The sequence below is a fragment of the Prochlorococcus marinus str. MIT 9313 genome, assembly GCF_000011485.1.
GTDB classification, from domain to species: domain Bacteria; phylum Cyanobacteriota; class Cyanobacteriia; order PCC-6307; family Cyanobiaceae; genus Prochlorococcus; species Prochlorococcus marinus_D.
Map to the genome: position 1 here is coordinate 259,774 of NC_005071.1, position 12,127 is coordinate 271,900.

The window sequence follows — 12,127 nt, forward strand, 5'->3', positions numbered from 1 at the left end:
TCATTAGCTGGAATTTGGCTCTATTGGTGAGGACGATGATCTGTTGTGACGACCATGTGATGGGTTGCTTACGGTTAGGCCTTCAACGCCATCTCAAAGCGGCGCCAAAGATTATCGGGATCTTCAAGCCCTACGGATACGCGCAGCAGATGGCTGGGTACTCCACAGGATTCTGCCCAGCTCAGTTCGTTGTAATGGGCGAGCAGTACATAGGGGCACACCAGCGTGAAGCTTGTGCCGAGGCTTGGACCTTTGCAGACCTGCAGGGCGTCATACACCCGCTTGGCTTGCTCTATCCCCCCCCATAGCTCAAACGAGAGCAGGCAGCCGTGGCCGGCGCCAGGGCGCATCAGGGCTTGGAAGTTGGTGCATTGGCCTGGGTGGTGTACTCGAGCAATAGAGGGATGACAGGCCAGCTTGTCTGCCAATCTTTGGCAGGCGTTGTTGAGCTGCGGCAGCCGCTGGGCCACATCTCGGCTGGCTTGTTCTAAGGCGATGGCATCAGCATCCCCCAGGGGAGCAAGGGCAGTCGAGAGCTCTCTGGAGAGTTCCTCTCGCCAGGGGGAGCTAGGGCTGACGACGAGAGAACCCGCCAGGATGTCACCACGGCCGGCGAAGCTTTTGGTGAGGGAGCTAAACACCAGATCTGCATGGGGCAGCGCATCAAGATTGAGTGGTGAGCCGATGGTGTCATCAGCGATCACGGGGATACCTCGAGCCTTTGCTAGGCGGGCTACCGCTGGCAGATCGACGCACTGCAGCATGGGGTTGCTAGGGAGCTCAACGATCACAGCGGCTGGTTGTCTGCGATCAAGTTCCAGGGCCAATCGGTTCAGATCTGTTGTCAGTAGAAGGTCGCAACCTCCAAACACCACCTCAGGCAGCTTGAGCACATCCACATAGGGGAAGCCAAGCTGCAAGCAGGGTTTGCCGGGGCGTAGAGCCGTAATCGCTTGCAGGGCTTTGGTGAGAGCAGCCATCCCGGAGGGATGCAGCTGCACGAGCTCTGGGTCGCAGCCATAGATCTCTGCGAGTCGTTGTTTTAGCAACGTCTGGGCGGCTGCACTGGCTTGCAGTGAGGGGAATGGTTCCTGCCCAAGTGCGCTAGCAGCCTGACGTGAGGATGCACCAAGGCCGCTGTGTTGCCAGAAGGCCTTGGCAGCGCTGCAGCCTTTTGCGTCGGTGAGCAAACATGGCAGGCCCAGTACGGTTTTGATGCTTGTTTTTGCCATCGGCTCACTGCGTTGGCAATGAAATCTGGCTCGCTCAGCGGCAGCAGCAGTGGGATAGGGCCAGGCACTGCCATCATCTGCACAGCCATGCTCTTTTCGTGCTTTTTGGGCGATCTCGGCTACCAGTGGATGGAAGCCGAAACGGGGGTAGATGGCCTGCAGGGCTTTAAGACAAGCAGGGTCTTTCTCCTCATAGGCGACCACGTCTTGCCAGCGGGGTAGGGCTACCGAAACGGCATGGGGACTATCTGGTAGAGCTTTGCCGAGCTCATCAGCGTGCCAGCAGGGATCCTGCAGTAGGTCGCGTGGGCTCACTACAGCTGTTTGAGGGCTTGATCTAAATCTCTGCTGAGATCAGCGAGGTCTTCGCAGCCCACGGAGAAGCGCACCAGACCATCATCGATGCCAAGTTTTCGCTTGACATCTGGATCGACTGAGGCATGGGTCATGGTGGCGGGATGACAAACGAGGCTTTCAACACCGCCCAGGCTTTCGGCCATGGTGAAATAGCGCAGGCTCTTGCAGAAGGCGTAAGTCTGGCTTTGGTCAGCGTCGAGACTGACCGTGACAATGGCACCACCACCACTCATCTGCTTGCGGGCTACAGCCTGCTGGGGATGGTCTGAACGCAATGGATAGCGCACCCAGTGCATGCGTGGATGGCTGGCCAGTTGATCAGCGATGGCGGCAGCATTAGCGATGTGGCGTTCCAGCCTGAGTGGCAGGGTTTTGATGCCGCGCGTAATCAACCAGGCGTCAAATGGGGAGGGTTGTAATCCCAAGGCCTTTTGTGCGAACACCATCTTTTGCTGCCATTGCGGGTCGTCGCTGCAGACCACACCGCCAAGGGCATCGGAATGGCCGTTGATGTATTTGGTGGTGCTGGTGAGTGAGAGGGTGGCGCCCAGCTGCAGTGGTTGTTGCAGTAGGGCTGTGGCAAACGTGTTGTCGACTACAACTGGGATTTTTTCTGCTGCAGCGGCATCACAGACGGCTGCTAGATCGATCACTTTGAGCAGGGGATTGGTTGGACTCTCCAGCCAGATCATTGCGGGTTTTTGAACTGCAATGGCATCAAGCGCTGATGGATTGGTGAAATCCAACCAGGCTGTTTGTACACCAAAACGACTAAAAACCTGCTCGAATAAGCGCACGGTGCAGCCGTAAAGATTTTCCTCACAGAGCACCAGATCTCCGGCTTGCAGTGTTGAGGCGATGGCTGTGATGGCGCTCACCCCTGAAGCGAAGACAGTGGCGAATTGACAGCTTTCTACGGCTGCCAACACTGATTCGAGGATGCGGAAATTGGGATTGCCTGAACGGGTGTAGTCGAAGCCCTGAGGATTGCCGTGGGCAAAGGTTGAACTGGTAAAGATCGGTGGCATCACGGCACCGGTCTCTGCTGCAAAGCTTTCGCCGTGGTGGATGGCGCGGGTACTGATCCCTGCAACCTCCTGCTGTTGATCGTTTTGAGCTGGGGCCACGATCTAGAGAGGGCTTTGAGCAGGGTAGGCAACAGCAACAAAAAACCCCTGCAAAGCAGGGGCCTGTTGAAGAACGCTTGGCTGATTTTGATTCAAACCTTTCTGGAGTAGTACTCCACCACCAGTAGTTCGTTGATCTCAAGTGCGACCCATTCGCGTTCGCACTTGCTAATGATCTTGGCGCTCATTTTTGCTTTATCGAGCTCAATGTGTGGCGGCACATTTGCCAATCCGGGGAACTCTAGGTTCGCTTCGGCCAGCTTTTTGCTGCCTTTGCGCTCTCTAATGGCAACCACATCACCGGCTTTGCATTGGTAACTAGCAATGTCGAGAACACGGCCGTTCACGGTCACATGGCCATGGTTCACCAGTTGACGAGCACCTGGAACTGTGGGCCCAAAACCGAGGCGGAAGCAGACGTTATCGAGTCTGTTCTCCAACAGCTTGAGCAGGTTGGTTCCTGTAGAGCCATCTTGGGCACGGGCTTTCTTCACGTAGCGCACAAGCTGCCGTTCGGAAATCCCGTAGTTGAAGCGGAGCTTCTGTTTCTCTTCGAGGCGGATTGCGTATTCGGAGCGCTTGCGACGGGCTTGGCCGTGCTGACCGGGGGGATGGGACCGCTTAGCGGCCTTCCGGGTGAGACCTGGTAGATCTCCCAAGCGCCGCGTGATCCTCAGTCGAGGGCCGCGGTATCGAGACATGAGTTAAGGCAGGTTGGATAGAATAGTTCGCGCTCCCGATACGTCATGCTGGACCTCAAGGCCCAGCCTTCGGCTCGCCATGCGCGAATCAAATACTCTATCTGGCGGCATCTTTGCACTGCTTAACCGAGCCATTGGTTCAGTGCTGCTGGCCTTGATTGGCTTTTATCGAACCTGGCTTTCCCCTTTACTTGGGCCCCATTGCCGCTTCATCCCAAGTTGCAGTGCTTACGGGCTTGAAGCGATCCAGCGTCATGGACCCTGGCGCGGTGGTTGGCTCACCCTGCGGCGCCTGTCTCGTTGCCATCCTTTTACCCCCTGTGGTTGCGACCCAGTGCCTGATTAATGCAGGCCTTGAAGTTATTGCTTTACAGCCGCAATGGTTGTTGTCTCTGTGAGGGGCTTGAACAACGCCTGCGCGAGCTGGCTTTGGATCAACTCCAACCACCTTTGACGCTGCGTGTGATCGATATCGATGATGGTGCGACACCCGCCACTATCCGCGACCATTACGACTTGCAGGTTCCTGTTTTGGTGTTGGTTGAACTGGAGCAACAGTTTTCGCTAGAGCTGCCGCGGGTGTCGCCGCGGCTTGGGGGGGAAGGACTGTTCCGCTGGTTGCAACAGGCCTGCACCAAGGCGCTTGGATCGGACTAGAACGGCTCCATTCATGGGCGGGCCTGGAATGACCCAGATGCTCCATTCATTGTTGCGGGCTGTAGGACTCCCTGTTCCGGAGGGATTGGCGAATCCCTCTCTTGCAATGGTTAGCTGTGATTCCCGTTCGGTTGCTCAAGGCTGTTTATTCCTGGGCTTACCTGGTGAACAAGTTGATGGCGGCAGTTTTTGGCGTCAGGCTTTGGCCGCTGGTGCAGAGGCGGCGGTGATTGGACCCGCAGCAGCAGCCTTGCAGCCGCCTGGGCCTACAGATGCGGTAGTGGTGGTACCGGAGCCGGTTGCAGCATGGGTTGGACAGCTGGCAGCGGCCTTTTGGCAGCAGCCCTCCTCGAGATTTGCTCTGATCGGGGTAACGGGGACGAATGGCAAAACCACCACCACCCATCTGATTGAGCATCTCAGTGTGGCTGTGGGCAGATCAACTGCCTTGTTCGGCACCCTCGTGAATCGCTGGCCTAACTACAGCGTTCCCGCAACGCATACCACGGCCTTTGCTGATCGCCTTCAGGCTCAGTTAGCGCAAGCGGTTGAGGCCGGTGCTGAGTTGGGAGTGATGGAGGTGAGCTCTCATGCCCTTGAACAACAACGGGTGGCGGGATGTCGTTTTGCTGGTGCCGTTTTTACCAACCTCACTCAAGATCATCTTGACTATCACTGTTCGATGGAGGCTTACTTCGAGGCCAAGGCGCAGCTGTTTGCACCACCGTTGCTGGAATCTGGCTCAGCCAAGGCGGTGGTGAATATTGATAGCCCCTGGGGCGCAAGATTGGCGCAGCGTCTCGGCGATACCTGTTGGCGCAGCTCTCTTGCCGAGGGTGTTTTGCAGCAAGCTGACGCTGAACTGAAAATGACCGAGCTGACAATGAGCTCGGATGGGGTTCAAGGTCGCCTGATCAGCCCTTGTGGTGAGGGCTGGTTTGACTCTCCATTAATGGGCCGCTTCAACTTGATGAACCTGCTTCAGGCGGTTGGGGTCTTGTTGCAACAGGGCTTGCCCTTGCCGTTGTTGTTGAAAGCGATCGCAGACTTCCGCGGCGTACCTGGGCGGATGGAGCGTGTGTTGATCCCTGCAGCTGATGCCACTCAGGTGCCCACTGTGTTGGTGGATTACGCCCACACCCCTGATGGTCTGGAGAATGCCTTGAAGGCTTCCAGGCCGTTCACTAGTAAAAACTTGTGTTGCGTGTTTGGTTGTGGAGGAGATCGAGACCGTGGCAAGCGCTCTCAGATGGCTGCGATTGCAGCGCGGTTGGCCGATCGAGTGGTGGTGACTTCAGACAATCCCCGCACAGAAGATCCCCAGCAAATACTGGCTGATGTGGTGGCTGGAATTCCAGAAGGAACAACCTGCACTGTGGAGGTTGACAGGGCGGTGGCGATTGCGCTTGCGATTGCCGAGGCAGCCCCTGGTGATGTGGTGTTGGTGGCAGGCAAGGGCCATGAGGATTACCAGATCCTCGGAACCAGCAAGGTGCATTTTGATGATCGCGAGGAAGCTGAGCGGGCGCTTAAGCAACGCTTAGATGGCTGACAAGTTGTGTTGGTAAGAGCTGGTTTTGATCAGGCTGGTTGTTTAGCAGTTGCCAGCATGGCTATGGCTGTGTTGAGCAGTTTTAATCCTCAAGTCTTTTTTAAAAATCTACAGTTTTGGTTATGAAGACTGTGTTGATATTTTTGCAAGTTTATTAAGTTGTTCACAAATCAGCTTGGGGCGATCGATCTGCATGAAGTGACCACTATTAACTCTAAAAATAATGCTATTAGGATTCTGATTTAACCAATGTTTTTGCAAATTACACCAACTCCCTTTGATTGGAGCTTTTTTATCCATGTAAGTAGAAGAAGCTATTATGATTGGAAATTTGCTACTCATGCTGGGCTGTTTGGCGACTTGCTCTATAGTTTTTTCAAATCCCTTTAATTGATAAAATGAATCAGCTGTCATCTTATTGTCTTTGCTTGATCTTGAGAAACTGTATAACTTATATGCTTCCCGGCTAGACATTCTTTCCATTTTTGCAATATTGAATTCAAATTGCTTCCGAAACTTATCTGAGTACTGATAATTGCTAGGCACAGGATCGACCATTAGTATGCTAACAACTAAATCAGGGTATTTGCGTGCAAAATATCCTGCATGCATTCCACCATAGGAGTGTGAAACTAGAATATATGGCGATTTTATGTGGTTTCTTTTTAACAACCTAATTAATTTTGAATTAACGAGCTGCGCTGTTATGGGCCTTCTCAATGAGATGCTGAAATCTGGTGAGCTTTCCCCTAAACCACTTCTGTCGTACATAAATAAATTGCCGTGTTGCTTAATACACTCAAAGAAGGTTTTATTTTCAGTCCATTCTTCTAGAGACGTTGTTGCCCCATTTTGAAAAATAATAGTGCCTTTGAATTTTGCATTAGGGATTGGGTAATATTGGGAATGTAAAATGGATCCATCGATTTCCGTGAAATTAACTTGAGCAAAAGCATGGAACGGCAAGCAAGATGAAGATAAAATTATTACTTTTTTGCAGCATGCTTTTCATGGCTTTTACGGTTGTCTTAATTTAAAGCTTGCTTCATTCTGCGGCAGGCTAAAATAGTCAATGATTGCAATTAAGAGCTAACAGTATATTAATGATCGTCTCCGGGTTTATTTTGCTGTTTAAGGGATTAATAGTGACCAGCTAAAAGCGGCTCCAATGCCGATCCAAATGCCTGCGGCAATGCGTTGCCCGCCGTTGCCGATGCTATCAAGAAGACGTTTTGAATAGGTTGTGACAATCAAAAGCATACTTCCTTGACTAATGATCAAGCCTAGGAAATAAGCTGTTAGTGGCGTTGGCTCTGCTCCTATGATTACTCCACCTAATAGATATCCATGTAGGGAAATGAAAGGGAGTAAAAGCAAGGGAGATGCTTTGCCTAAAGCCACAAGGCCAGTAACAACAAGGCTCAGTGAGAGGAGTGCTTCTGCATAAACAGAGAGGGTTTCTGGCAGGGGGATGAGCTGGGAGATCGCACTACCGAGAAGACCAGCTGCGAGTAATGGTGCCAGCCATTGGCGTGGTCTGTTCAAGCCCACGAAACCAATCGCCAACAGAAACAAGAGGTGGTCTGGCCCCAGTAGTGGATGGCCAACCCCACTGATTAAACCCTGCAGGGCATTGAGAGTTCCCGCCTCTTGCATTGCGAAGGGGTGATGGGCGAAAGCTGGCCTCACCAGCATCGCTAGTAATGCTGGAGTGGCCATGATGGCTGCAATGAGCCAGCTGTAGCTGCGCAATAGTGTGGAAGGGTGCCGATGGGCAAGCTTGGTAGGAATGATTCGATCCTCGTCGATGGAAATTCGGCGGGTATTCTGACTCGCGCAAGTGCTCTAAGAAGGGTGGTTGCGCTTTACAGCTGCGGGACAGTGCCGGATTTTCGCCGAACTTTCCCCGTTTCCTTCAGCAGCTGATCCCTGCTGAAACCGATTGATGGATTCAATCATAGCTATTTTGTGAGATCATCGCCGATGTAGCACTTTGCCGGCTTGGCTAAGTGCTAATTAATTGCTGAATAAATTCACCTCTTATGTCTAAGTATCGGCTGTTTTTCCTTTTAAATCTATTTAATTAAGGGCTTTATGATTTGGTGCACATCAGGCATGCTCTTAGAGGCTGGATGTGACTTTGCTTTTGATTCGTAGACTTGCTTTGTTGTCGATAATGGAACTTTTGAGATCGATTATATATCTGCTTTTGGCAAATAAGATAACTCAGCTAACGGTTAATTGCTTGGCTCTCCTTTGCAAGCTAGCTGCTTGAGTGCGGTTGTGAGTGTGTTGAGTTCTTGCTCTTCAGTGGTGATGTGCACGCAGGCACGTAGGCAGATTGGATCTTCGAGATGCCGAATCCAGAGCTGATCGTTGCCTAATTGTTGAACCACATCAGGAGCTGGGGGGCCTTGGGGTAACTCAAAGCTGACAAGACCAGCGGCTGGGGCACTGTTGAGCAGAGTTTCAACGCCTGTGAGCTGTTGTAGTTGATTCCATAGTTTTTGGCTGCCTTGGCGAATCTGGCTCAGTCGTTCCTGTTGCGAGCCTGCGGTTTCGAGCAGCTCCAACGAACAGCGCAGGCCTGCCATCAGTGGCACGCAGGAGGTTGCTACCTCAAAGCGGCGACTGTCGTGATGGAAGAGTTCGGCCTGGTTGTTTTGAAGATGGCCTTCGTTCTGCAAGCTGCGCCAGCCAATCAGGGTGGGATTCGCTTCGACTAGCACCCGTTCTGAGAGGGCGACTCCACCAAGACCTTCAGGCCCGCAGGCCCATTTGTGCCCCGTAAAGGCATAGATATCTGAAGCGACAGCGGCTTCCTGTACCGGAACTTGGGCGAAGCTTTGTGCCGCATCGACGAGCAAGAAAGGCTGTTGTGGATGATGGCTGAGGGCTTTAGCAACAGCTGAGATCGGCATCAATTGGCCTGTATTCCAAAGCAGGTGGGAGAGCACCACCAGCCTTGTGCTTGGTTTGAGGTGTTGCTCAAGTCTTTCCAGCACAAGGCTGTCGCTAGTCGCTTGATCGTTAGCACCATGACGCAAGTTTTTTACAGGCAGCGTGTCTATTGCTAGGTGTTGTCGGCGGGTCAGTTCAATGCATGCAGCAACAACTCCTGGATGTTCACAGTCGCTAATGAGCAAGCGATCGCCTTCTGAGAAAGGCAGGCCCCAGAGCGGCAAGACACAGCCAGTAGTGACATTTTCAGTGAGGGCGATGCGATGGGGGGTAACGCCGCAGAGCTTGGCTAATTGTGAACGAGTGGCCTGGATTTCTTTGGCCACATAGGGCCACACATCGTTGGTAAACGGCCCTAGTTCCTGAATACGTTTCCAGCTGCAGGTGATTGCTTCTAGTGATGGCGTTGGCAGGGGGCCTTGGCCGCCGTAGTTGAAGTAGGTCTTGTTAGCGAGTGCTGGGCAGAGATCTCTAAGCATCACTAGAATAGCGTTGGTATAGCTGTTGGTATAGGTGCCGTTCAGAAAGGTCCCGAACTACATCACTAAGGCTCGTCAAAGCTACGTGCTGCAACGGGCAGTTCCTATGGATTTGAGGAGCGTGATCGGCAAAGCAGTGTTTAAAGAGCCAGGTGGGAAGACTCTGCATGAGGCAAGAGCCCGCCAGAAGGCTTTCTTGCATAGAACTGATACGCTGATTGCGGAGGCACGGGGTCAAGCTGCCCTGACTACTGATGAGCTGTTAGAGGCTCTGCCTGGGCTGACTCCTCATGTTGAGAAGGGTGATATGGCAGTCGGCCTTGAGATGTTGAGAGTTCAAGGCCTCTTAACTAGTGAACAGGCCAAAAGAGGTTTTGATCTGCTCCAAGGCATCGAAAAGTCTGAAAGCTTGTTGATGCCAGAAGACTTGCTTGAGTTACGACGTCAACAAAAAGAACCTGCCTCAAGAACCTACGTGCAGTGGGTCAAGGTTCTAGAAGCGTTCATGAGTTTTTGCAAAGTAGCGAGCCCTCTTTCGTGTACGCGCGAAATGGCTGAGGCCTACAAGCAAAAGTTGTTAGGTAGGGGATTAAGTAAGAACACTGTAAAAGTGCAGCTGGCTTATCTCTCAGGCCTATGGACCAGCTTGAGTGAAGCACGAGGTGTAGCGCATATTTTTAAGGGTTTGCCAGCTTCAGTGCGATTGACTCCTGGAGAGGTTGCTAGGCAGTTGCAAAAGAAAGGCTCGTTTATTTGTCGGCCCATTAATGAGTGGGGTCAAAGCAACAGTCAATATCTCCCGATCTTTCAAATCCTTTATTACAGTGGTTGCCGTCTTTCTGAAGTATGTGGTTTAAAAGGAGAAGATATCAATGATGATCGCTTCAATGTGACTTGGTCTGATGAGAGAAGTTTAAAGACCCATTATTCACAACGTCAAATCCCTTTGCATCCAGAGATCTATGAATTAATGCAGGAACTGCGTAGAATTACTGGTCTGATATGGCCAAGTCTAAAAACGATTGATCGCAAAACAAATGAAATTCGTTGGGGGCATAATCTTTCAAAGCCATGCAAACAAATAACAGGTCTATCACCCAAGGATTTCAGAGATCGAGTAACTGCCCAGCTCGTTGAGCTGGACTATTCAGAAAAGGTCATAGGTTTGCTTCTAGGCCATAGCCCTCGATCTACGACACAAATGTATGGAGGTTCGGTATGGAAAAAGGTTGTTGAGGCAGTTCATTCGTTGTCTTGAAAAGAGACAGTCGATTTACTAAAAATATTTAAAGATTAACTATGGGCAACAATAACCGAAACAAGTTCAATACAACATCAAAGTCCAAGTCCTTCTTTCCCATCAAGCAGCATCGCTTTGACTCTTCAAAGCATCCAATCATTCAATCCACTCAAAAGTGTGCAGCACGCATGACAACGATGCTATCTGCGCAAGAAGAGCAAATGCTAGAAGGTCTTACTAATTCTCTTCAATGCAATCAAAGGGAAGCCATTCGCATCGCCTTGTACGAGGCTTCCAGAAGCGGTCTTAAGGCTTTACAAAGCACCTCTAGATCGCAAGAGCGTCAACAACAAGCAAGGGCCATGCGGGACGCTCTAGGCCTCTCTGGGTGAGTCTTCCTAAAGCAGAAAAGCATCAGGCAATCTGCTTGGCCGATCAACTCGAACTTACAGACAAAGAAATCATCAGGCTTGCAATCATCTGGCTAGCTAAAGCCATCAAAGATGAAACCATCACCAAGCTGCAAGACACTCCCAAGCTCTCTCAAGATTCATTGGCTAAGCAATGGAGCCAAACCCACAAAGGCGAGCCATCCAAACTCACAAGGCTCAAAGCATCAGCCAAAGCTGCTTACCAAAAAGCAGAAGCATTGGGCCAAGACAAAGACAAGCAGCTCTACGAGCAACGAGGCTTGATGATGCAGCAGCTTGGCGATCAAGCACAGCTAACGACTATCGACGCCATGCTGCAGCTAGACGCAGACGATCTTATCGATCAGATCATCAATGACTTCAAAGACACAGAAGCTCTCAATCAAAAAGAAGAGGAGATCTTCCGCATCATGATCTCTTACCAGATTTGGGATGAGCAGCTCGCAACTGAGATCTGGCAACAAGAGCAACAACGAAAACAAGCAGAAGCCTTAGAACCTGAAATGACAGATGAGATGCTCGATGAATGGCTCAAGGGGATTAAAAGCAGGTAGAGAGGATCAACCAACGACTACTCCCGTACAGCTGATTCCTCAACAACCTCGAGAGAGCCTCACACCAGAAGAGCTAATCATCAGGCGCTTCTTTGATGCTCTTGACTGAAAACCCTTGCAAGCACTAGAAAAAGACACCTACCCCCCTACTCTAAGAGGAAAGAAAACATAGACATACCAACACCATGACCACACTCACGACAGCCAAAGAAAAGCTTTGCCGCTCCATGCTCAGCAAAGTCGGCATCTACGAGAAGATGCTGTTAGAAGCACAAGAAGAGAAAGACACAGAGACAATCAAGCACCTCTACCTACATCACACTCATCTAATGAACAGGCTTGAGAGGTTGCTCTGCTCATAAGGACCACACACTATTTACGCAAGAAACAACCGCTCTTTAGCTCCCTATTGCTGATCGTGCGGTGAACGAGCGAGCAAAGCGAGCGAGTGAACCTCCATCTTTAATACAACTTCCTTCACTGCTTAAACTGATCAATACATGCCTACTCAATCATTACGCCCCAAGCAAGCCCAACCCAACGCAAAACAACAACTCAAAGTTCATCAACTACTCATACCTGGAATAGAACAGCTACAGCAACAAGAACTAAATACCCAAAAACCACTTAGCATTAGTAAACCAATCAAACAGACATCAAAGAAGACTGTAAAGCCAAGTCCTAAACCAACACATAAAAAAGGAGCTAACCGATTGGAAGCTCCGTATGCCAAAGCTAATCCAACTAAACCTGGTAAGCCATCACCAGCTGAACTTAAAAAGCAAAAGCAGGAGATGTTGAACTGGTTGAATAACGTGAGGATTGGTTAGCCATAT

Annotated in this window: 14 protein-coding genes and 1 riboswitch; of the genes, 8 read left to right on the top strand and 6 right to left on the bottom strand. The window is 51.0% G+C overall.

What is annotated here, in order from left to right; all coding sequences use genetic code 11:
* Positions 1–74 precede the first annotated feature (74 nt).
* The 3 genes from AKG35_RS01195 to rpsD form a co-directional block, all read right to left on the bottom strand.
* Positions 75–1,547, bottom strand: coding sequence for a PLP-dependent transferase (locus AKG35_RS01195; RefSeq protein WP_011129604.1), 1,473 nt, complete (start codon positions 1,545–1,547; stop codon positions 75–77).
* Positions 1,547–2,716, bottom strand: a complete 1,170-nt coding sequence (locus tag AKG35_RS01200; RefSeq protein WP_011129605.1) for a trans-sulfuration enzyme family protein — start codon at positions 2,714–2,716, stop codon at positions 1,547–1,549. The genes AKG35_RS01195 and AKG35_RS01200 overlap by 1 nt, the downstream gene beginning before the upstream one ends.
* 92 nt (positions 2,717–2,808) lie before the next feature.
* Positions 2,809–3,417 (bottom strand): 30S ribosomal protein S4, encoded by a 609-nt coding sequence (gene rpsD / locus AKG35_RS01205; protein WP_011129606.1) that lies wholly within the window; start codon positions 3,415–3,417, stop codon positions 2,809–2,811.
* Positions 3,418–3,496: 79 nt separating this feature from the next.
* On the opposite strand from rpsD, the gene yidD reads away from it, so the two are divergent.
* From yidD to AKG35_RS01220, 3 genes are read left to right on the top strand one after another with little or no spacing between them, the layout of a single operon-like run.
* On the top strand, positions 3,497–3,763 hold the full coding sequence (yidD, locus tag AKG35_RS01210) for a membrane protein insertion efficiency factor YidD (RefSeq protein ID WP_011129607.1): 267 nt from the start codon (positions 3,497–3,499) through the stop codon (positions 3,761–3,763).
* Positions 3,763–4,074, top strand: coding sequence for a glutaredoxin family protein (locus AKG35_RS01215; protein ID WP_011129608.1), 312 nt, complete (start codon positions 3,763–3,765; stop codon positions 4,072–4,074). Before yidD ends, AKG35_RS01215 begins: the two co-directional genes overlap by 1 nt.
* A gap of 28 nt (positions 4,075–4,102) precedes the next feature.
* Positions 4,103–5,626, top strand: coding sequence for a UDP-N-acetylmuramoyl-L-alanyl-D-glutamate--2,6-diaminopimelate ligase (locus AKG35_RS01220; RefSeq protein WP_011129609.1), 1,524 nt, complete (start codon positions 4,103–4,105; stop codon positions 5,624–5,626).
* A gap of 120 nt (positions 5,627–5,746) precedes the next feature.
* Here AKG35_RS01220 and AKG35_RS01225 read toward each other — a convergent pair whose 3' ends face one another.
* The 3 genes from AKG35_RS01225 to AKG35_RS01235 all read right to left on the bottom strand — a co-directional run bounded on the left by AKG35_RS01225 (position 5,747) and on the right by AKG35_RS01235 (position 9,066).
* On the bottom strand, positions 5,747–6,592 hold the full coding sequence (locus AKG35_RS01225) for an alpha/beta fold hydrolase (RefSeq protein WP_011129610.1): 846 nt from the start codon (positions 6,590–6,592) through the stop codon (positions 5,747–5,749).
* Between the two features lie 165 nt (positions 6,593–6,757).
* On the bottom strand, positions 6,758–7,321 hold the full coding sequence (locus AKG35_RS01230) for a HupE/UreJ family protein (RefSeq protein WP_080502875.1): 564 nt from the start codon (positions 7,319–7,321) through the stop codon (positions 6,758–6,760).
* A 104-nt stretch (positions 7,322–7,425) separates the two neighbouring features.
* Positions 7,426–7,584: riboswitch (cobalamin riboswitch) on the bottom strand.
* A 279-nt stretch (positions 7,585–7,863) separates the two neighbouring features.
* Positions 7,864–9,066, bottom strand: coding sequence for an aminotransferase class V-fold PLP-dependent enzyme (locus tag AKG35_RS01235; RefSeq protein ID WP_011129612.1), 1,203 nt, complete (start codon positions 9,064–9,066; stop codon positions 7,864–7,866).
* Positions 9,067–9,100: 34 nt separating this feature from the next.
* Between AKG35_RS01235 and AKG35_RS01240 the strand changes: the two genes are divergently transcribed.
* The 5 genes from AKG35_RS01240 (at position 9,101) to AKG35_RS01255 (ending at position 12,121) form a co-directional block, all read left to right on the top strand.
* Positions 9,101–10,324, top strand: a complete 1,224-nt coding sequence (locus tag AKG35_RS01240) for a site-specific integrase (protein ID WP_157859769.1) — start codon at positions 9,101–9,103, stop codon at positions 10,322–10,324.
* Between the two features lie 170 nt (positions 10,325–10,494).
* Complete coding sequence (locus AKG35_RS12655; protein WP_157859770.1) at positions 10,495–10,698, top strand: hypothetical protein; 204 nt, start codon at positions 10,495–10,497, stop codon at positions 10,696–10,698.
* A 35-nt stretch (positions 10,699–10,733) separates the two neighbouring features.
* Positions 10,734–11,291, top strand: a complete 558-nt coding sequence (locus AKG35_RS01250; protein WP_157859771.1) for a hypothetical protein — start codon at positions 10,734–10,736, stop codon at positions 11,289–11,291.
* Positions 11,292–11,476: 185 nt separating this feature from the next.
* Positions 11,477–11,653, top strand: coding sequence for a hypothetical protein (locus AKG35_RS12660; protein WP_157859772.1), 177 nt, complete (start codon positions 11,477–11,479; stop codon positions 11,651–11,653).
* 138 nt (positions 11,654–11,791) lie between these two features.
* Complete coding sequence (locus AKG35_RS01255) at positions 11,792–12,121, top strand: hypothetical protein (protein WP_011129616.1); 330 nt, start codon at positions 11,792–11,794, stop codon at positions 12,119–12,121.
* The last annotated feature ends 6 nt before the right edge of the window (positions 12,122–12,127 follow it).